We start from the raw sequence: 19,638 nt of genomic DNA, 5'->3' as shown, positions 1-19,638 counted from the left end.
CGCCGGACTTTAAAATCCCGCGCCAGCACCCCGCCTCTGACCTTCGCTTCGCTGCGGTCTGTCTCCGCCCACAAGGGGCGGAGATCAATCTATCCGCGCCAGCGCAGCGACATGCAGGAGAGCCCGGCGTCAATCTTGGCGATTTCGCGCGTTTGTAATGTGACGATGCGGAAACCGAGTTGAGTGAGCGCATCGGCGGCGCGCGGGTAGCCGGCGCTGAGGAAGACACGGTCGTTGACGCGGATGGCGTTGGCCGCGCCCTCTTCGCCGTCGGGCGTGAGCACGACGCGGAAGCCGTCGAACACGCCGGAGGCGGCGAGCGCCGGCGTAGCGAGGATAGTCTCGTCATCGAGCAGTGAGCAATCGGATTTGAAGTGCAGCACGCCGGGCGGGGTTTGGACGGGGATGCCTTTGAGGCCGAGTTGCGCGAGGAGTGCGACGAGTGCTTGGGCGCCTTCGGCGCTGGTCCGCGCGGATTGGCCGATGAGGACACCGCGGGGCGTGGTGAGGATGTCACCGCCTTCGGCCGTGCCGGCTTCGAGTTGCAGCACGCGTTCGAAGCGGCGAGCGAGAGTTGGCGCGATCTCTGCGGCTTCGCCGGCGCGGGTTGGTGCGCCAGGGCGGAGTTGGATGGCGGCGTTGGTGAACACGAGTGCTGCATCTTCGACGAAGACGGAGTCTGGGTAGGCTTCGAGCGGCGGTAACACGTCGACGGCAACGCCGGCTTGTTCGAGGGCGGCGACGTAGGCGGCGTGTTCGGCGAGGAGCGTTTCGTAGTTAGGCGCGCCGGTATCCACGGCGCGGAGACCTTGCGTCACGGAGCGCGACGGGGTGCGGACGATGGCGTTGTTGAAACGGAGCGTCATAGCGCGCTCGCATCCAAGAATTCGGCGCCGATCCTGATTTCGGCCACGCGCGATGGCGCGCGGGCGAGGACCGTGCGCGCGTAGTGGCGCAGCAGCGCGCGTTGCTCGGCGTTGGGGTCGCGGGCGCCACCTTTGATCAGCAACATGCCGCCGACAACGTCGCCAGCCAGTTGGAGATAGGCGTTGGCGCCTGTTAGCGCGTCGTCGCGCGACGCCGCGAGCATGTAGTCCGTGGCGTCGACCAGCGCGTCAATCGCGGCTGAAAGATAGGGGTGGGTTGAGCCGGCGACGGCGCCCGCTTCTTCGATCAGCTGGCGCATCGCTTCGCCGCGGTCGCTCAAGAGTTTGCGGCCGTAGAGATCGATAGCTTGGATGCCGTTTGTGCCTTCGTAGATCGGGGCGATGCGGGCGTCGCGGTAGAATTGCGCGGCGCCGCCCTCTTCGACGAAGCCCATGCCGCCGTGCACTTGCACGCCGAGGCTAGAGACTTCGACGCCCAGATCGGTGCACCAGGCTTTGGCGATGGGGGTGAGCAAATCTTCGCGGGCTTTCTCGCCGGCATCAGCGGCGACGGCGGTGGCGTAGCAGATGGCGCGGCCGGCTTGGATTTTGGCGCGCATGGTCATGAGCATGCGGCGGACGTCGGGGTGCTCGATGATGAGCTTGCCGCCTTGTTTGCGCTCGCGGGCGTAGGCGAGCGCTTTTTGGTACGCCGCTTCAGCGACGCCGACGCCGGACATGCCGACATTGATCCGCGCTGCGTTCATCATCGTGAACATGGCGGCGAGGCCCTTGTTCTCTTGGCCTATCAGCCAACCGGTCGCGCCTTCGTAGGCAAGCGTGCAGGTGGGCGAAGCGTGGATGCCCATTTTTTCTTCGAGACCGATACAGCGCACGGCGTTGCGCGAGCCGTCCTCGTCGCGAAACTTCGGGACGATGAACATCGAGATGCCCTTCGATCCGGCGGGCGCGCCTTCTATGCGGGCGAGGACAAGGTGGATGATGTTGGGGGCGCAATCGTGCTCGCCCCAAGTGATGAATATCTTCTGGCCGGTGATGGCGTAGCTGCCGTCGGCTTGCGCGACGGCTTTGGTGGTGATGGCGCCGAGGTCTGAGCCAGCTTGCGGTTCGGTCAGGTTCATTGTGCCGGACCATTCACCGGAGACGAGCTTTTCGAGATAGAGCTTCTTCTGGTCTGGTGCGCCGTGCTGCTCGATGGCTTCGATGGCGCCAAGCGTGAGCATCGGCAGCAGCGCGAAGCTCATGTTGGCGCTGTGCACTGTTTCCATCACGGCGATGGCGAGCGCACGAGGGAGTCCCTGCCCGCCATAGGTTGGATCGGCGGCGAGGCCCTGCCAGCCGCCTTGCTTGAACGCTTCGTATGCTTCGCGGAAACCGGGCGCTGCGGTCACGACATCGCCGTTGAGCTTTACGCCGGCGCGATCGCCGCTGCGGTTGATGGGGGCGAGCGTCTCGCTCGCCAGGGCGCCGGCGCCATCGAGGATTGCGGCGAGCAGGTCGGCGTCGAGATCGGGATAGCGTTCGCACAGCGACCAGAAGTCGGCGCAGGCCTCCAATGCGAAGCGAAAGTCGGCGATCGGCGCGACGTAGGTCATAGTTCCGGCTCTCCCTCGGACCTACCTTAACGGGCGATGCGACAAGTCGTCGATGCGTCCTGGACGACGGTACGGGCGCACCTAGATTTCGCCCCGGGGGCACGTGGAGGCTTAATATGCGCGCTTGGGTGATTGCCGCCAGCTTGGGTCTCTTCGCGTGCGCCAGTGTGGAGGGCGCTGGCGATGCGCCGCCGCCCTTCACCGGCGCCAACGCGCCATCGGCCGCTGCGTCCTCGGCACCGACGACATTCGAGCCGGTAAACCTGCCGGCGGGCGCGTACCGGATCGATCCGCGCCACGCGACCGTGCTCTTCCGCATTCGGCACATGGACCTCGCTTGGTTCACGGCGCGCTTCGATACTGAAGCGGGGTCTCTCGAACTTGATCCGGCGGATCTTTCGCGATCGCGATTGACCGCAAGCGTCGATGCGGCATCGGTCAACACAGGCGTGCTCAACCGCGACAGCGAGCGCGGCTTCGACCGGCAGATCGCCAGCGCGCTTGGCGCGGCTCAAGCGCCGCGGATCACCTTCACGTCCACAGCGATTGAGCGCACGGGTCAGAACACGGCGCGCGTGACGGGCGATCTCGCGATGAACGGGCAGACTCATCCCTTGACGCTGGAGGCCACCTTCGATGGCGCTGCTATCGACCCGCTGCGCGGCGGCAATCAGGTGCTTGGATTCTCCGCCCACGGCGAAATCGACCGCGTGCAATGGGGCGTGACCGAGTGGGACGCGTTCACGGGCGACGCGGTGCAGATTGTGATCGAGGCGGAATTCGTGAAGGCGTGAGCCTGGGCGCGCGAAGCCTAGATTGATTGGTTCAACTGGGAGACGTTCATGAGAGTTTGGATCGCGGCCTCGGCCGCTCTGGCGCTGGTCGCCTGTTCGCAACCGGCGGAGACGCCCGGGACGCCTGCGCCGGAAGCGCAGCTGCCGGTGAACGCACCGTCCGGGGATTATGCGCTCGATCCGAACCACTCGACGGTCACAGTATCCGTGCGCCGCTTTGGCATTTCCAACTACACGCTACGCTTCAACACGGTCTCTGGCACGCTGCACTTTAATGCGGAGGCGCCGGCGCAGTCCTCGGTCGAGGCGACTGTGGATGTGACGTCGCTGGACACGCCCTATTCCGGCGAGCGGGATTTTGATGCGGAGCTGCAGAACTCATCCTGGTTGGATAGCGCCGCGTTCCCGCAGGCGACGTTTCGATCCACGTCGGTTGAAAGCACCGGCCCGAACACAGCACGGGTCACGGGCGATCTGACGCTTCATGGCGTGACGCAGCCCGTCACGTTGGACGCCACGTACAATGGCAGCCACAGCCCGCATCCGGTCGGCATGCAGATTTCTTCGATTGGCTTCACGGCGACGGGAGAAATCCAACGGTCACAGTTCGGAGTCGATGAGATGATGCCGTCGTCGCCAGACGCTCAGGACGGCTCCGGCGATCGCGTCACGATCACCATCGAGGCTCTATTCTCGAAGCCGATCGAGGGCGTCCCCACACCGGATCGCCCGACCGCTGAACCGGTGAACTGATGAGCGCCACGGCTCAGCGCTACACCGCGGTCGCGATCGTCCTGCATTGGGCGATCGCGGCAGCAATCCTGTTCATGATCCCGCTGGGCCTCTGGATGCACGAAGAGGCCGAGAACGGGAATGTAAGCCAGGGTTTGTTCGAGGCCTATCAGCTGCACAAGTCGATTGGGCTGACAGTGTTGGCGCTGAGCGTTGTGCGACTGGGCTGGCGCTTGGCCAATCCGCCGCCGCCTTTGCCTGTGCATATGCCGGGCTGGGAAAAGTTCGTCGCGAAGCTGACGCACTGGGCGTTCTACGCGCTGATAATCGCCCTGCCCTTGACCGGCTGGCTTTATGTCTCCGCCGGTTGGTCGATCCATGATGAGGCGCCGTTGCCGGTGCCGACGCATTGGTTCGGTCTATTCGAAGTCCCGCATTTGTTCGGCTTGAACCAGGCCTCGCTCGATGTGCGCGAGGACGCTGCCGAGGCGGCACTGACCACGCACGCGTATCTGGGATTTACCGCGCTCGGCCTTGTTGCGCTGCATGTGGCGGCGGCGCTGAAGCATCACTTCTTCGATCGCGACGAGACGCTGGCGCATATGGTCCCCGGCGTGCGCGCGCCGTTTGAGAAAGAAGCACCGCCGAAGAACCCTGTGCGGCTGGCGGTGCTCGGTGTTGGATTGAGTTTGGTTACGGTTGCCGCTGTGGCGGCGCTGTTCACTGTGGCGACGCTTGGCTCTGCCGCGCCGCAAGCGCCGCCTTCGACGTTCGAAGCGGTGGAGGCCGAGCCAACCGCGCCGGAGACGCCGAATGTTGGGGCGCCGGACAGCGCACCGGTTGCGCCGACGGCTGTGCCGCGCTGGACGGTGGATGCGCGATCGAGTTCGATCGGGTTTGCGTACGAGTATGAGGACGAGAACGGTTCGACGCCGTTCAACGGGCGTTTCACGCGCTGGCGCGCCGACATCCGGTTCGACCCCAGCAATCTGGACGCCTCCTCCGCCGTGGTACGGATCGAGACAGCTTCGGCTTCCACGGGCGTCACAGCGCACGACGGGGCGCTGCCGTCGGCGGAATGGTTCAACGCGGGCGCTCATCCGATGGCGGAGTTCAGGACGACACGGATCCGGTCGCGCGGCGGCAATCAGTATGAGGCGCGTGGGCGGCTAACGATCCGGGGCCAGAGCCGAGACGTGAGCCTGCCTTTCACGCTCTCCATCGATGGCGACCGGGCGTCGATGCGCGGTTCGACTACGATCGACCGCAATGACTTTGGCGTCGGCGAAGGCGGTTCGGGCGACGATCTGATCTCGCGGGACATCCAGCTCACCATCCGTGTGGACGCCACGCGGGCGCGTTAGGTCGCTTCAGGCGGCGACGCGGGCTAAGTTGACGCCATGTCTACGCTTTACGAGCAACTCGCCGCGCGTTTGGGGCCGAAGGGCTTCGCCACCGATGCGGAAACGCTTGCCCCATTCCTGACGGAGTGGCGCGGCCGCTATCAGGGCGCGACTCCCTTCCTCGCAATGCCGGCTTCGACAGAAGAAGTGTCTGATGTCGTGCGGTTATGTGCAGCGTCCGGCGCGGCGATCACGCCGCAGGGCGGCAACACCGGACTAGTCGGCGGACAAATCCCGGACGGCGAAGTGCTGCTCTCGCTGAAGCGCATGAACCGCATCCGCGCAGTCGATCCCGCCAACGACTCACTCATCGCGGAGGCCGGCGTGATTCTCTCCGCTGTGCAGAACTCGGCCCGCGAATCGGACCGACTCTTCCCTTTGAGCCTCGCGAGCGAAGGCAGCGCCACAATCGGCGGACTGATTTCGACGAACGCCGGCGGCGTGCATGTGCTGCGTTACGGGATGATGCGCGACCTCGTGTTGGGCATCGAAGCGGTGCTGCCAGACGGTCGCGTGTTCTCCGGACTGAAGGGTCTGAGGAAGGACAACACTGGCTACGACCTGAAGCAGCTTTTCATCGGCGCCGAGGGAACGTTGGGGGTGGTGACGGCGGCCTGCCTCAAGCTGTTCCCCCGTCCGCGCGCGCATGAGGTGGCGCTGGTGGCGGTCCCGTCGGCGAGGGCGGCGCTCGACCTGTTGCACCGGATGAAGGGCGCGACGGGCGCGGTCGCGGCGTTTGAGATCATGAACCGGCTCTCGGTCGATCTCGTCGTTAAGAATGTCGCTGACCGGCGCGATCCGATGCCGGGCGCACCGTTCATGGTGTTGATCGAGTTCGAAGCGATGAACGCGGCGGGCCTGCGCGATGCGATCGAAGGCGCGCTTGCGGCGGCGATTGATGCGGGCGAAGCGAAGAATGCGCTGATTGCTGAAAATGCAAGCCAGGCAAGGGGTTTTTGGCGCATTCGCGAAGATGTATCGGCGGGCCATCGGCCTGAGGGCGCGCAAGTCAATCATGATGTGAGCGTGCCGGTTTCACAGACGCCGCTCTTCCTTGAACGCGCCGACGCGGCGATGGAGGCAAGTTGCCCCGGCGCGCGCATCGTAGCGTTCGGACACATGGGCGATGGCAACTTTCACTACACCGCGATGCAGCCGGTCGGCATGGCGCCGGATCAGTTCCCCGGCGAGCAACTCAGCCAGACGGTCTATACCATCGCCGATGCGATGGGCGGTTCGATCTCGGCGGAGCATGGCATTGGTGTGGCGCGGCGCGCCGATCTCGCGCGCTTCAAAGACCCGGAGTCGATCGCGCTGATGCGCGCCGTGAAGCGCGCGCTCGACCCCAACAACGTGATGAACCCGCGCGCGTTGTTGCCGTGATCGACAGCGCGACTCACGCGCTCATCTGCATCGCTTGCACACACAAACTTGCTTCGGATGCGAAGCAATGCGATGTTGCAATTTCGTCGCGCGAAAAGTTTTGCGTGACGATTGTGCTTGCACAACATAAACCGAAGACGTAATCGGCGTTCATTGCTGATACTGAGAAGGAGCCAGGGCATGGCTATGAAGAAGAAGAAGGCAGCGAAGAAGGTGGCCAAGAAGGCCAAGAAGCGCGCTGCACCGAAGAAGAAGGCCGCCGCAAAGAAGGCGCCGCGTAAGGCCGCGAAGAAGCGCAAGGCCAAGCGCGCCTCCCGTTAATTCGGGGACGGCTTTCGAGCACTTCGCTCGCGGAGTGCTCCAAAGAAACAAGAAGTGCGCGTCGCGAGAGCGGCGCGCACTTTTCTTTTGGCGCGACTGTTGGCGTGCTTGAGCGGCGCACGTTGCGGGCCTAGTTCGGCGCCATGGCAGCCTTTCTCACCGTGTTTCTCTCCGTCTTCATCGCCGAGTTGGGCGACAAGACACAGCTCGCCACCGCATTGTTCGCCGCAGAGGGCAATCGGCCCAAGTGGCTTGTTTTCGTTGCATCTTCCGCCGCGCTGGTGGCGTCGGCCGGGCTCGCCACGATTGTCGGATCGGTGGCGCGCGAGTTCATTGAAGGTCCGGTGCTAAAAATCGTCGCCGGTGCGGGCTTCGTCGTGATCGGCGCGTTCATATTGTGGACCGCGCTGAAGCCGGCGGGCGCATGAGCGAGGCGCGCAATGTCCCGGTCGCTGCGGTCGGCGTCGTCTGCCTGCGGGACGATGATGTGCTGCTGGTGCGGCGCGGGACGCCGCCGCTGGAAGACAGCTGGTCCCTGCCCGGCGGGCGAATCGAATGGGGCGAACGCGCCGCCGACGCGGCGCGGCGCGAGCTGAAGGAAGAAACTGGCTGCGACGCGGAGATCGCCGGGCTGATTGACGTGGTGGACGCGGTGCTGAGTCGGCGCGGCGCGGATGCGCCGCCTTGGGGTCATTACGTGCTGATCGACTACGCCGCACGTTGGACCGGGGGCGAACCAACGGCCGGAGACGACGCGCGCGAGGCGCGCTTCTTCGCAGCTGCGGAACTGGAAACGCTCGGGCTCTGGAGCGAGACCCTGCGGATCATCGAAGCAGCCCGAGCGATGGTCCGCTAGCGGCCGTAATCGGCGGCGTGTTCTTTAAGCTTGGCGACGAAGTCCGGCATCTTGCCCATTGCTTCGGCGACGTCGAACGCCGTCTTGAGCAGCGCCAGCACCAATAGGCCGGCTAAGGGCTCGTTGAGCATCTGCAACAGAAAGCCGCCAAAGATGATGGAGAGGTGCAAGATCACAATGCGCGGATACGGCGAGAGCATCAGGGACTTCTGATCGGTCTCGTTCACTGCGCCGTTGGTGATGAACGTCCCGAACTGAAGCACCTGCCAGAACACAATGGACGCGAAACCGGCCGCGAGATTGGGCTCTTTGGCGAACAAGGCAAACGCGGCGCTGGCGAGATCGCCCCAGCCCGCGCCCCACGCCCCGTTGCCGAACATCGCCATGACGAACATGCCGTGGACGAGACAAAACAGGCCGTAGTGCAGCGCGAACGCTGGGCCGTAGAACATGATGCCAAGACCTGGGCCGCCGCCCATTGTGGCGTTCGCCGCCATGCTGGCCAGCGTGCGCGCGCCGATCACTAGATTCTCGAGCCAGTAGAGAAAGATCAGAGCAAACGCATTCCAGCCCCAGAACGCGACGCCGATGATCGGCGCAAGGTTAATCGCAACCGCAACGATGGCGGGCCAATGTGTGCCGCGGCTGGCGGGAACTTTCGGCTCGCTCATGCGCTCACAGTGGTTGTGGTTTCGCCCCAGGGGCTTGCCGGCGCGCAAGCGTAGCCGGAGTCCTTTAGGTTGGGGTTAAGGAGCAATTGAAGATGGCGAAGGACAGAGCGCGCGCGGCGGCGGAAGCGGCAGTTGAGCTGGCGGAAGAAGCCCGGGAGCGCGCGGAGGAAGCCTATCGGGCGGCGCATTCGGCGGTCGAAGACGGGTTGGATGAAGCGCATCGCTATCTGAAGCGCCAGTGGAAAGAGCGCCCGGTCGCGGTCGCGGCGACGACGTTGGGCGTCGGCGTGCTGATCGGGCTGATCTTGGGGAGCCGTCGCTAATGTTCGACCGCGCCATGGCGTCGGTGATTTCAACGGCGGCCGCGAGTGCGGCGGCCGTCATGGCGGTGTTCGCCTCGGGCTTCGCGATCTACGCGCTGATCCTGCCGACGGCGGGACCGGCGGGCGCAGCGGCAATCGTGGCGCTGATCGCGACTTTGGGCGTGGCGCTGTTCGCGCTGTTCGTGACCATGCGCAACCGCAAGCGCGAACTGGAGCGCGAGCGCGAGGCGGCGGCGCTGCAGGCCGAAGTGATGGACGAACTGCCGCTGGGCTTGGGCGATATCGCGCGCGAGCGGCCGATCGTGACGCTGGCGGTGACGGCGCTCGGCGGCATTCTCGCGGCGCGGCATCCCTCTTTGGCGCGCGATCTGATCGGCATCGTGGCGCGGTTCGGCCGGCGCTGACGCCGCGGCAGCGGCGCTCACGGCTTTACACTGACGATTGAGGCGGCAAAGCTCCGGCAAAAGCGGGAGGATTTGCATGCGGGTGATCGCAGCTGCTGCGGCGGTGTTGATCATGGTCGGCGTCGCGGACGCGCGGACATGGCGGGTGCGGCCGGGGCCGGAGGCCGAGCAAGAGCTGCAAACGGCGCTGATCGAAGCGCGACCGGGTGATACGGTGCAGCTGGGGCGTGGGCGCATTGAGCTGACCTCCGGGCTTTCGCTCGATGTGGACCGCGTGACCATCCGCGGTGAAGGCCACGACGAGACCATTCTCTCCTTCAGCAATCAGCGCCGCGGCGCTGAAGGTCTGCTGGTGACATCGAACGGTGTGACGCTGCGGGACTTCGCGGTGGAGAACGCGCGCGGCGACGGCATCAAGGCGCGCGACTGCCAGGGTATCACCTTCCGGCGCGTGCGGGCGGAGTGGACCAATGGTCCGGACTCCAACAATGGCGCTTACGGGCTCTATCCGGTGAATTGTTCGGACGTACTGATCGTGGACTCGATCGCGCGGGGCGCGTCGGACGCGGGCATCTATGTTGGCCAATCGCGCAACATCATCGTCCGCAACAACCTGGCCGAGTTCAACGTGGCCGGGATCGAGATCGAGAACAGCTACAACGCCGACGTGTTCGGCAACACGGCGCGCTTCAACACGGGCGGCGTCTTGGTGTTCGATCTGCCAGACCTACCGCAAATGGGCGGACACTCGGTGCGGGTGTTCGAGAACACGATATCGGGCAACAACACGGCGAACTTTGCGCCGGCGGGCAACATCGTGGCGTCGGTGCCGGCGGGCACGGGCGTGCTGATCATGGCCAACCGCGATGTGCACGTGTTCGACAATGAGATTGGCGAGAACGGCACCGCCAACGTAATCGTCACGTCGTATCGGGCCGAGTTTCAGGACGCGCGCTACAATCCCCTGCCGCGCAACATCATGATCCGCGACAACCGGTTCGGGAACGCTGGGTTCTCGCCGACTGGCGATATCGCGGCTCTGGCGCAGGCGGGCGTGCCGATGCCGGACGTGCTGTGGGATGGCGCGACGCTCTATTCCGTCGGCGGCACGCCGCGAAATGAGCAGGTGCGCATCGTGGTGCAAGACAATCGTTCGACACGGACGGGGACGGCGAGCTTTTTGTCGCTCGGCCTGACGGTGGCGGGATCGCCGTACACCGAAGCCGCGCCGGATCCGACGTTTCCGCCGCTCATGGCGCTGGCTGAGCCGGAGCGCGTGGAGATCGACGATTGAGTCTCCGGACTAATCGAGCCTTCCCCCTTGTGGGGAAGGCGCCGACGCAGTCGGCGGATGGGGGTGACGGCGGCGCTTTCTCCGGAAACAACACCGCCGTTACCCCGCCCCCTGCCCCCGCCCACAAGGGGCGGGGGTGATGCGCGCGCTGCTCTTCGTCGCGATGTTCGTGCTGACCACGAGCGCCGTCGCACAATCACCACAGGCAGTGAATACTGCAGCGATCCTGGCGGAGCGGCCGCCGCAGATACTGGCGGAATATCGGTTCTTCCGGGATGCGGGCGCGCGCGCGCCGAATGCGCGGGTGACGCCGTATGATCTGAACACCGCGCTTTATTCTGACGGAGCGCTGAAGTTTCGCTACGTCTACATCCCGCCGGGGCAGACGGCGCGGTACGACGCTGAGGGTGTGTTCGAGTTTCCGGTTGGTACGGTGCTGATCAAGACGTTCGCGTTTGCCGCCGACATGCGGACGCCGGGCGAAAACGTGCGCTTCTTGGAGACGCGGCTGCTGATCCGGCGCACCGACGGCTGGATCGCCCTGCCTTATGTTTGGAACGAGGCGCAGACCGAAGCGCGGCTGTCGCCGATTGGCGCGGATATTCCCGTGAGCTTCACGGATGAGAACGGCGCGGCGGTCGCGTTCGATTGGGCCGTGCCGAACCGCAACCAGTGCAAAGGCTGCCACGATCGCGCCGGCGATCTCGTGCCGATCGGGCCGAGTGCGCGGAATTTGAATCGGAGCGCCTACTACGCCTATGCCGAGCCACTGCCGGCGCTTCACGGCATGACGGCACAAGGCGTATGGCGCAACCAACTGGCCGAGTGGATCGATCGCGGTTTGCTCGATCAAGCCCCGGCCGATGCACCGCGCGTTGCGAGCGCCTACGACACGGTCGATACAGTTGAGCAGCGCGCCCGCGCGTATCTCGATGTGAACTGCGCGCATTGTCATAACCCGGAAGGGCCTGCGCATACGTCGGGGTTGGATCTGCGCTGGTCGCAGCATGAGCCGGTGCAGTGGGGCGTGTTGAAGCGGCCGGTTGCGGCGGGGCGCGGTTCGGCCGGCTACGAGTTCGCGATTGAGCCGGGACACCCGGAGCGGTCGATCCTGCTCTATCGCATGGAATCGACCGATCCGGGCGTGATGATGCCGGAGCTTGGCCGCCAGCGCGTCGATGCGCGCGGCGTTGCGCTGATCCGCGCGTGGATCGCGGAGATGGACGAAGGCGCAAACTGATCCCTCCCTGCCAAGGGAGGGTGTCAGGTTGTGCGAAGCACAAACTGACGGGAGGGATGGAAGCGCAAAAGCTTGCAGACGTTGGCGCTGCCGCCCCTCCCGTCGCGAAGCGAGCTTCGCGACACCCTCCCCTGAGCGGGGAGGGATGCGCTGCGAAGCTAGTGCGTGAAATCCCACTGGATCATGCCGACCGCGATCATGGCGTGAACGCAGAGCGCGATCAGCACGAGCGTGCCCAGCATGAAGATCGAGAAGCGGATCAGGATGACGTTGACCGTCGCTTGCACCAGCGAGTGGATGATGCGGATGACGACATAGGTCCACGCCAACCCGATATTGATCGGGTGATCGCCTTGGCCGAGCAGCTGCAGCGCAAAGCAGAGCGCGTAGAACAGCGTCGGCTGCTCCATCAGGTGATTGTAGTTGTTGGCGACGTTGGCGCTGGACAGCGCTTCCATCTGCGCCTTGGTGGCTTCGCCGGGTTTCACCTTAGCCTTCGACATCGCCGGGATGCGCGTGGCGTAGAGCCAGAGCAGCATCAGCAGCGACCATGCGATAAGCGCAACGACCGGCGTGATCATTCCATGTTCGTACATAGTTTCCTCCCCTTGGCGAGATCATCCGCCCGGTTCCCGCGCCCCGCAACCCTCCCCTAACGCGAGCGGGGTTGGCGGGGCTCGCTGGCGCCCCTAGTTTTCCGCCAACTTTTTTGCGAGGGAAACGATGAGCCGCGACGACGACACGCCGAGACACCGCACCAACTTCCTCGAAGCGACCATCGAGTGGCTGATCTATACGAGCCGCTGGCTGATGGCGCCGGTCTATCTCGGTCTGATCGCGGCGCTCGGCATCCTGATCGTGACGTTCTTCCGCGAACTCTACATCCAGGCGCCGCAAGTGCTGGCCATGGATGAGACCGACATCATTCTTCTAGTGTTGACGCTGGTCGATCTTTCGCTCGCCGGCAATCTGGTGCTGATCATTCTGTTTTCGGGCTATGAAAATTTCGTCTCGAAGATGGAGATGGCGCACAAGGATCGCGACCGGCCGGAATGGATGGGCACGATCGATTTCAGTGGGTTGAAGATCAAGCTGATCGCCTCGATCGTCGCGATCAGCGGCATCCACCTGCTGAAGATCTTCATGAATCTCAGCAACTACACCGAGCAGCAGCTGCGCTGGTACGTGATCATCCACGTGACGTTCATCTTCTCGGGCGTGTGCGTCGCGGCCATGGATTGGCTGGAAGAGAAGGCGCACGAAGTGCACCACCGCTATTCGAGCAAATGATGCAGCTAGTCGTCGATGAAATGCGGTTCGGGACGGCGGTGGAGGTCCTCGTAGTGAACGAGGACCGGATCGCCGAGCACGACCGGTTCACTGTTGCGGAACGTGTACTCGCCGCGGTCGCAATCGGCGGCGCGGACGTAGCCGTTCAGGTAGAAGCGTCGATCGCCTTGCGTCGTGTTGCGGCCCGAGCCGTGGACAGTAAACACGTTCCAGAGCGCGACGTCGCCGGGATCGAGTTCGAGGTCGATCACCTTGGAGGGATCGAGGCCTGCGGCGGTGAGTGCATCGTCAGCCAGCGCCTGGCCGAGCGAATGGCCCATGTCGCCAAGCTGCACTTCACCCAGACGATGCGAACCAGGCAAAATGCGCATGGCGCCATTGGCGGCGCGGTGCGGGTCGATGGCAATGCCGGTCTGGACGTAACTGTCAGGCAGATTGCGATAGGCCGAACGCGGCCGGCGGGATTTCACGTCCTGGTGGAACGCGAACTCGGCAGCGGCCGCGCCGGGCGGCTTCCAATGCATCTGGTTGATGATCTGCTTGATGTCGCCGCCGAGCAGCGGCTTCAGCAGCGGCAACCAGCGCGGATCGCGTCGGATGCGTTCGAGCACAGCGTCCTCGTAGGCCGGCCACTGCACCATCTTCAGCACCTTGCCAAGAGCGGCGTCCTCGCCCAGGCGATAGAACAGATTGCCATGGCGCCAGCTGGCGCGGTGGGACATGCCGACCGACCAGTGGAGATCGAAAGCGGCGGCCATCTCACGGACTTCATCAGGCGCGAAGAAGCCGCGCACGATGGCGTAGCCTTCCTCGCGATAGCGTTCGATGGCTTCGTTAACCGCGCCCGGCATCACCGCTTTCCACAGCACGACTCCAATTTCGCACGCATGCAGAGTCGGGGCCACGGCGCGGTGCAGAGGAACTGCATGTAAGAAAGACGAGTCATTCCAGACACGCGGAGCGTGATCTGGAATCCGGGGCCAGCGGGAGTGCGTTTGCCCTGGATTCCAGATCGGCCTCCGGCCGCCTGGAATGACTCTTCTTTACATCCGCTACATCCGCTCCGGTACTTCGATACCGAGAAGGTCGAGCGTCAGCGTCAGCTGGTTCAAGGTGGCGCCGGCGAGCGCCAAGCGCGAAGCGCGGGTGGCGCCTTCGGACTGCATGATGGCGCAGTTGGCGTAGAAGCCGGAGAAGGCTTGCGCGAGAGTGTAGGCGTGCTCGGCGAGGAAGTGCGGCGCCTTCTTATCGTAGGCGGCTTTCAGCGCGCCATCGAAGGCATCGAGCGCAAGCGCAAGCGCGCGTTCGGCATCGTGCTCGATTTGAATCGAGCCTGGTTTGGCGCCCTCGCCTTCGGCGCGGCGGAGGATGCTTTTGATGCGGACGGCTTGGTAGAGCAGATACGGGCCGGTTTTGCCCTCGAAGCTCATGAAGCGGTCGAGATCGAAGACGTAGCTGGTGCCGCGATAGTTCGAAAGATCGGCGAACTTCAGCGCGGCAATGGCGACCTTGTGGGCGACATCTTCGAATTCTTCCGCTGAGAAATCCGCGCCGATCTCGTTCTCTTTCAGACGCAGGCGCGCTTTCTCTTCGGCTTGGCCGATCAGGTCTTGCAGTTTGAGCACGCCGCCGGCGCGGGTTTTGAACGGCTTGCCGTCGGGGCCGTTCATGGTGCCAAAGCCGACGTGTTCGAGCTTGTCGCGGGCGATGTAGTTGGCCTTGGCGGCGGCGCGATAAACTTGCTCGAAGTGATCGGCTTGGCGTTGATCGACCGTGTAGAGGATCAGGTCGGGGTTCTGATCGCGGACGCGTTGCAGGATGGTGGCGAGATCGGTGGTGCCGTACATGGCCGAGCCCTCGGACGACACCACCAACAGCGGATCGGGGCTTTCGACTTCGACGACCGTGCCGTCGTCCAGCTTCTTCTTCTTGGTTTCGCCAGGGCCGGCGACGCGGACGATGCGAGCGCCTTGGTCATCCTCCAGCAGCCCCTGCTTCTCAAGGTCCTTGACCATGTTGGGGATCAACGGATCGGCGTCGCTCTCGCCGAGCCAGAGATCGAAATCGACGCCGAGGGCGTGGAAATCGCGCTTTTGCGCCGACATAGAGACGTCGTGCATGACCTTCCAGATTTCACGATGCAGTGCGCTGCCGCCTTGAAGTGCGGCGGTGGCTTTGCGGGCGCGGTCACGGGTTTCGATGTCGCCGTCGCGAACCTTGGCTGCGTAAGTCGGGTAGATCGCTTCAAGCTGATCGAGCGTCAGTGATTGGAGCCGCGCATCGAGTTTGGCGCGATCGTCGAAGCCGCCGAGTTCGTCTTCGAGCGCGGTGATGACGAGGCCCATCTGGAAGCCCCAGTCGCCGAAGTGCGCGTCGCCCCAGACTTCGTCGCCTCGGAAGCGATAGATGCGCTTGATGCTCTCGCCGATGATGGAAGCGCGCAGGTGCCCGACATGCATGCCCTTGGCGACGTTCGGCCCGCCGTAATCAACGACGACGCGGCGCTTTTTCTCAACGGGCGAAGCGCCGGCGTGGACGTCGTCGGCGATCGCTTGCGCGCGCTTGTTCAGCGCTTGCGGCGTGACTTTGAAATTGAGGAAGCCAGGTCCGGCGATGGTGGGCGTTGGCGCGAGATCGGTCGCGCTCCAGCCAGCGGCGACGCTTTGGGCGATTTCGTGCGGCTTCTTGCCGGCGGCTTTTGCGACGGCCAGCGCGCCATTGGCTTGGAATTCGCCCAGGTCCGGACGATCCGAACGGCGTACGTCCGCGTGCTTTGCGTCGAGGCCAAGGGACGTGAACACGGCGGCGTTGGCCGCCGTCAGTGCGCTGGCGAGATCTTTCATGGGCGGTAGGCAGTAGGCAGTGGGCAGCCGGAAAGCAAGAAAAGCGGCGCTACTGCCGATTGCCTACCGCCGACTGCCTCAAGATCACGACGGCGCGCCGGTGACGGCGTCGAGGCGGAAGCGCTTGCCGGCGCGGTTGAAAGCAAGTTGCTCGGCCGTCAGGTCGAAGCCGACCAGCACTTCAAAGTTCTCGCCGGAGGTTTCCGCGTTGGCGCGCGGAATGATGATGTCCTCGATTTCCTGGGTGTAGCGCACGACTTGCTCGTCGCGGTCCCAGCGCGCTTCGACGTCGAAATAGACTTTCTCGATCGGTGCGTAGCCGCGGCGGGCGACGGCGACCCAATAGCGGTAGGTCTGGCGCTCGGCGGTGGAGGCCGGGCCGCGACCGAAGGCCATATCGACTTCGATCGACATGCGGATCGGGTCGGCGTCGACGTAACGGCAAAGGCCGCGCACGCCCTGAACTTCGCCGGTGAATTCGATGTTGGCGTAGCGCTCATTGTTGGGCTGAGCGAAGTCGACCATGCGCGACGTGTCGTAGAGCACGCCCATCAATGGGCACGGGCCGACGTTGCGGCGCGGATCGTTGCCAGTCAGGCGGTCGAACAAGCTCACGTTGTTTGCGCCGGTCGCGGCGCGTTCCTGCTCAGGCGTCACGCCGCCAGGGAGTTCAACGGTGCGGCCGCTGCGGCTTGAGCAGGCGCCAAGCGCCAAAACGGCGAGCGAAAGGACGATTGCGGCGCGGAGTTTCATTCTGACCTCTTCGACCCTTCGGGGACCTTCGCAGCGGCGGCTGCGTGTCTCACCCCGCCCCGAAGGCATTTGGCGACGGGCCGTGATAGCTTCGCCCGTGACGCCCCGCAACACGGCCGGGCGCCTGCCACGAAAAGTTCGCCCCAAAGCCGATGACGCTGCCCGAAAAACGCCAGATTTCAATCCTGTTAGCCGCCCCGCGCGGGTTCTGCGCGGGCGTCGACCGGGCGATCCAGATCGTTGAGCAGGCGATCCGCAAGTGGGGCGCGCCGGTCTATGTCCGCCACGAGATTGTCCACAACCGGCACGTGGTCGAGCGCCTGGAGCGGCTGGGGGCCGTGTTTGTCGAAGAACTCGATGACTGCCCGCAGGATCGGCCGGTGGTGTTCTCCGCCCACGGCGTGCCGAAATCGGTGCCGGCGGAGGCGCGGGCGCGCGAAATGATCTTCGTCGACGCCACCTGCCCGCTGGTGTCGAAAGTGCACGTGGAAGCGCAGCGCCACTTCGAGGCCGCGCGCGAGATCGTGCTGATCGGGCACGCGGGACACCCCGAAGTGATCGGCACGATGGGGCAATTGCCGCCGGGCGCGATCACGCTGCTGGAGACGGTTGAGGACGCGGAGGTGTTTCAGCCGCGCGATCCCGCGAAGCTTTCGTTCGTGACGCAGACGACGCTGTCGGTGGACGACACCGCCGAGATGGTGGGCGTGCTGCAACGTCGCTTTCCAGGGATCGCGGCGCCGCACAAGGAAGACATTTGCTACGCGACCACCAACCGCCAGGACGCGGTGAAAGCGATGGCGCGCGATGCGGACATGGTGCTGGTCATCGGCTCGCCGAAGAGCTCGAACTCGGTGCGGTTGGTGGAGGTCGCCAAGCGCGCGGGCGCGCGGGATGCGCGTTTGGTGGGTTCGGCTGAGGATGTGGACTGGGCTTGGTTCGAAGGCGTGCGCGTGGTTGGCGTGACGGCTGGTGCGAGCGCACCGGAAGATTTGGTGGAAGAGCTGATTGCGGCGATCGCGGCGCGGTTCGACGCGCGCGTGGAAGAAGTGGCGGTGACTCGCGAGGACGTGGTGTTCAAGCTGCCGCGGGTGTTGGCGGAGTGAGCGACGTCACTGCCGTCGCTGAGATCATTTTCGGCGTCATCCAACAACAGCGCGCGCTGCATGCCGATCGGCCGGTGCTGATTGGCGTTGCTGGCGCGCAAGGGTCGGGCAAGACGACGGCGTGTCAGTTGCTGGAAATGTCCAACCGGCCGCGGTTTGCGCATTTCTCGTTGGACGACGTGTATTGGTCGAAGGAAGAGCGCGCGGATCTGGCGCGGCTGATCCATCCGCTCTTTGTGACACGCGGTCCGCCGGGGACGCATGATCTGGATTTGGCGAACGCGACCATTGCGGCGCTAATGCGCGCGAGCGCCAAAAGCGAGACGCGGCTGCCGCGGTTCGACAAGGCGCGCGATGAGCCTGAGCCGAAGAGCGATTGGCCGGTCTATCGCGGCAGGCCGGAGGCGATTTTGTTCGATGGTTGGTGCCTGGGCGCGACGGCGCCGGAGGATGGCCGGCCGCTCAACCCGGTGGAGTCGATCGATAGCGACGGGCGCTGGCGCAATGCGCAGCGCGTGTTTTTGCAAGACGACTACGCGCCGTTGTTCGCGCGGTTTGATGCGATCGTTTATCTGAAACCGTCGAGCTGGGATGTGGTGCGGCGCTGGCGGGGGGAGCAGGAAGCGCAGCTGTTGGGGCGCGCGCTGTCGGCGGAGGAAAGCGCGAAGCTGGACCGGTTCGTGATGCACTATGAGCGCATTACGCGCAGCATGATGGCGGGTGGGCATGTGGCGGATGTAGTGGTGGAGTTAGACGAGGAGCGGCGTGTCTTAGGTGTCGCGAAATGAGAATACTGATCGCATTGCTCGTAGGTAGCGCTGCTTCGGCGGTGATCGTGACTGCAGCGTTTGCGATCTTGAATGTTGTCACGTCCGACGGGCGAAGCGTCGACTTCCCGCAAGCGATGGCGACTTTTGGCGTACTCGCGCTCTTCGCCAACCTCAGCATTGCGAGCACTATTGGATTATTCTGGCATGCGTCCGCCCGTGTCTTCGGCCTGCGGGGTCTGCTGGCCTATGCGTTGCCGGCGGTCGCCGTGGGCGCGCTGTTGGCGCTGACCCTGATAGTCGTGACCGAGAACCGCGCGCCGGAGCCAAGGTACAGCACCTTCGTAGGCGTCGTTAATCTACTCTCGCTGGGCGCCTCGCTTGGCGGACTGACTGCGGTTTTCGCATGGCTCATCCGCCGCCCTGATCGCGATCCGCCGAATCCGCCTACACCTGCGTCATGAGCACAGTGGATATCTGGACCGACGGCGCCTGCAGTGGAAACCCTGGTCCGGGTGGTTGGGGGGCGGTATTGCGCTATGGCGAAACGGAGAAGGAAATCTCCGGCGGCGAAGCGGCGACGACGAACAATCGTATGGAGCTGATGGCGGCGATCTCGGCGCTGGAGGCTTTGACAAAGCCGAGCACCGTGCGGCTGCACACAGATTCCAAATACGTGATGGATGGCCTGACCAAGTGGATCCACGGCTGGAAGAAGAACGGTTGGAAAACAGCCGATAAGAAGCCGGTGAAGAACGAAGATTTGTGGAAGCGGCTCGATGCGGCCAACGCGCGCCACGAGGTGACGTGGAAATGGGTCAAGGGCCATTCCGACGATGTTATGAACAACCGCGCTGATGAACTCGCGCGGTCGGCGATCGATACGGTGCGGTGAATATGGACCGCCGGCGCCTCGCCGGCTGACGCCGGTGCATGCCGGCGAGGGCGCCGGCGGTCCATATTTGACTATGGTTCA

At 64.4% G+C, this 19,638-nt stretch carries 23 protein-coding genes; 16 read left to right on the top strand and 7 right to left on the bottom strand.

Annotated elements, in window-relative coordinates:
• Positions 1-89: 89 nt before the first annotated feature.
• Together DSM104635_RS06840 and DSM104635_RS06835 are read right to left on the bottom strand one after the other, a co-directional pair.
• Positions 90-866, bottom strand: a complete 777-nt coding sequence (locus tag DSM104635_RS06840) for a dimethylarginine dimethylaminohydrolase family protein (RefSeq protein ID WP_158765491.1) — start codon at positions 864-866, stop codon at positions 90-92.
• The gene (locus DSM104635_RS06835; protein WP_158765490.1) at positions 863-2,482 is read right to left on the bottom strand and encodes an acyl-CoA dehydrogenase family protein; all 1,620 of its coding nucleotides are present in this window, start codon (positions 2,480-2,482) and stop codon (positions 863-865) included. The genes DSM104635_RS06840 and DSM104635_RS06835 overlap by 4 nt, the downstream gene beginning before the upstream one ends.
• 116 nt (positions 2,483-2,598) lie before the next feature.
• Between DSM104635_RS06835 and DSM104635_RS06830 the strand changes: the two genes are divergently transcribed.
• The 7 genes from DSM104635_RS06830 (at position 2,599) to DSM104635_RS06800 (ending at position 7,971) form a co-directional block, all read left to right on the top strand.
• On the top strand, positions 2,599-3,276 hold the full coding sequence (locus tag DSM104635_RS06830; protein WP_158765489.1) for a YceI family protein: 678 nt from the start codon (positions 2,599-2,601) through the stop codon (positions 3,274-3,276).
• Positions 3,277-3,324: 48 nt separating this feature from the next.
• Positions 3,325-4,029 carry a YceI family protein gene (locus DSM104635_RS06825; RefSeq protein WP_158765488.1) on the top strand — a complete coding sequence of 235 codons (705 nt, stop codon included), beginning with the start codon at positions 3,325-3,327 and terminating at the stop codon, positions 4,027-4,029.
• Positions 4,029-5,372, top strand: coding sequence for a bifunctional cytochrome b/YceI family protein (locus DSM104635_RS06820; protein ID WP_158765487.1), 1,344 nt, complete (start codon positions 4,029-4,031; stop codon positions 5,370-5,372). The genes DSM104635_RS06825 and DSM104635_RS06820 overlap by 1 nt, the downstream gene beginning before the upstream one ends.
• Positions 5,373-5,408: 36 nt before the next feature.
• Positions 5,409-6,794, top strand: a complete 1,386-nt coding sequence (locus DSM104635_RS06815; protein ID WP_158765486.1) for an FAD-binding oxidoreductase — start codon at positions 5,409-5,411, stop codon at positions 6,792-6,794.
• A 180-nt stretch (positions 6,795-6,974) separates the two neighbouring features.
• Positions 6,975-7,115, top strand: coding sequence for a hypothetical protein (locus tag DSM104635_RS06810; protein WP_187448172.1), 141 nt, complete (start codon positions 6,975-6,977; stop codon positions 7,113-7,115).
• A gap of 143 nt (positions 7,116-7,258) precedes the next feature.
• Positions 7,259-7,543: a TMEM165/GDT1 family protein gene (locus tag DSM104635_RS06805; protein ID WP_158765485.1), complete on the top strand. Its 285-nt coding sequence runs from the start codon at positions 7,259-7,261 to the stop codon at positions 7,541-7,543.
• Positions 7,540-7,971 carry an NUDIX hydrolase gene (locus DSM104635_RS06800; protein WP_158765484.1) on the top strand — a complete coding sequence of 144 codons (432 nt, stop codon included), beginning with the start codon at positions 7,540-7,542 and terminating at the stop codon, positions 7,969-7,971. Before DSM104635_RS06805 ends, DSM104635_RS06800 begins: the two co-directional genes overlap by 4 nt.
• On the opposite strand, the gene DSM104635_RS06795 is transcribed toward DSM104635_RS06800, so the two are convergent.
• Positions 7,968-8,642: a DUF6498-containing protein gene (locus tag DSM104635_RS06795; protein WP_158765483.1), complete on the bottom strand. Its 675-nt coding sequence runs from the start codon at positions 8,640-8,642 to the stop codon at positions 7,968-7,970. The genes DSM104635_RS06800 and DSM104635_RS06795 overlap by 4 nt on opposite strands.
• A gap of 92 nt (positions 8,643-8,734) precedes the next feature.
• Between DSM104635_RS06795 and DSM104635_RS06790 the strand changes: the two genes are divergently transcribed.
• The 4 genes from DSM104635_RS06790 (at position 8,735) to DSM104635_RS06775 (ending at position 11,903) form a co-directional block, all read left to right on the top strand.
• Positions 8,735-8,965, top strand: coding sequence for a hypothetical protein (locus tag DSM104635_RS06790; RefSeq protein ID WP_158765482.1), 231 nt, complete (start codon positions 8,735-8,737; stop codon positions 8,963-8,965).
• Positions 8,965-9,369 (top strand): hypothetical protein, encoded by a 405-nt coding sequence (locus DSM104635_RS06785; RefSeq protein WP_158765481.1) that lies wholly within the window; start codon positions 8,965-8,967, stop codon positions 9,367-9,369. Before DSM104635_RS06790 ends, DSM104635_RS06785 begins: the two co-directional genes overlap by 1 nt.
• Before the next feature lie 76 nt (positions 9,370-9,445).
• Positions 9,446-10,663 (top strand): parallel beta-helix domain-containing protein, encoded by a 1,218-nt coding sequence (locus DSM104635_RS06780; RefSeq protein WP_158765480.1) that lies wholly within the window; start codon positions 9,446-9,448, stop codon positions 10,661-10,663.
• Between the two features lie 139 nt (positions 10,664-10,802).
• A complete protein-coding gene (locus DSM104635_RS06775; RefSeq protein WP_158765479.1) occupies positions 10,803-11,903 on the top strand; it encodes an SO2930 family diheme c-type cytochrome in 1,101 nt (366 codons plus the stop codon).
• Between the two features lie 158 nt (positions 11,904-12,061).
• Here DSM104635_RS06775 and DSM104635_RS06770 read toward each other — a convergent pair whose 3' ends face one another.
• The gene (locus tag DSM104635_RS06770; RefSeq protein WP_158765478.1) at positions 12,062-12,499 is read right to left on the bottom strand and encodes an MAPEG family protein; all 438 of its coding nucleotides are present in this window, start codon (positions 12,497-12,499) and stop codon (positions 12,062-12,064) included.
• Positions 12,500-12,626: 127 nt separating this feature from the next.
• Between DSM104635_RS06770 and DSM104635_RS06765 the strand changes: the two genes are divergently transcribed.
• Positions 12,627-13,193: a TIGR00645 family protein gene (locus DSM104635_RS06765; RefSeq protein ID WP_158765477.1), complete on the top strand. Its 567-nt coding sequence runs from the start codon at positions 12,627-12,629 to the stop codon at positions 13,191-13,193.
• Positions 13,194-13,198: 5 nt separating this feature from the next.
• Here DSM104635_RS06765 and DSM104635_RS06760 read toward each other — a convergent pair whose 3' ends face one another.
• From DSM104635_RS06760 to DSM104635_RS06750, 3 genes are all read right to left on the bottom strand, one after another.
• Entirely contained in the window at positions 13,199-14,044 is an 846-nt protein-coding gene (locus tag DSM104635_RS06760) for a phytanoyl-CoA dioxygenase family protein (protein WP_158765476.1), read from the bottom strand.
• 201 nt (positions 14,045-14,245) lie between these two features.
• Positions 14,246-16,036, bottom strand: coding sequence for an arginine--tRNA ligase (gene argS / locus DSM104635_RS06755; RefSeq protein ID WP_158765475.1), 1,791 nt, complete (start codon positions 16,034-16,036; stop codon positions 14,246-14,248).
• An 84-nt stretch (positions 16,037-16,120) separates the two neighbouring features.
• On the bottom strand, positions 16,121-16,789 hold the full coding sequence (locus DSM104635_RS06750; RefSeq protein ID WP_228445915.1) for a Tat pathway signal sequence domain protein: 669 nt from the start codon (positions 16,787-16,789) through the stop codon (positions 16,121-16,123).
• 152 nt (positions 16,790-16,941) lie between these two features.
• On the opposite strand from DSM104635_RS06750, the gene ispH reads away from it, so the two are divergent.
• The 4 genes from ispH to rnhA are packed head-to-tail and all read left to right on the top strand — an operon-like array spanning position 16,942 to position 19,557.
• Positions 16,942-17,895: a 4-hydroxy-3-methylbut-2-enyl diphosphate reductase gene (gene ispH, locus DSM104635_RS06745; RefSeq protein ID WP_158765474.1), complete on the top strand. Its 954-nt coding sequence runs from the start codon at positions 16,942-16,944 to the stop codon at positions 17,893-17,895.
• Positions 17,892-18,683: a kinase gene (locus tag DSM104635_RS06740; protein WP_228445913.1), complete on the top strand. Its 792-nt coding sequence runs from the start codon at positions 17,892-17,894 to the stop codon at positions 18,681-18,683. The genes ispH and DSM104635_RS06740 overlap by 4 nt, the downstream gene beginning before the upstream one ends.
• Complete coding sequence (locus DSM104635_RS06735) at positions 18,680-19,126, top strand: hypothetical protein (RefSeq protein ID WP_158765473.1); 447 nt, start codon at positions 18,680-18,682, stop codon at positions 19,124-19,126. The genes DSM104635_RS06740 and DSM104635_RS06735 overlap by 4 nt, the downstream gene beginning before the upstream one ends.
• On the top strand, positions 19,123-19,557 hold the full coding sequence (gene rnhA, locus DSM104635_RS06730) for a ribonuclease HI (RefSeq protein ID WP_158765472.1): 435 nt from the start codon (positions 19,123-19,125) through the stop codon (positions 19,555-19,557). Before DSM104635_RS06735 ends, rnhA begins: the two co-directional genes overlap by 4 nt.
• Positions 19,558-19,638 lie beyond the last annotated feature (81 nt).

This window comes from Terricaulis silvestris (genome assembly GCF_009792355.1).
Taxonomy (GTDB): Bacteria; Pseudomonadota; Alphaproteobacteria; order Caulobacterales; family Aquidulcibacteraceae; genus Vitreimonas; species Vitreimonas silvestris.
The sequence above is the reverse complement of the archived record's forward strand: the minus strand, read 5'-3'. Positions and strand labels throughout refer to the sequence as shown.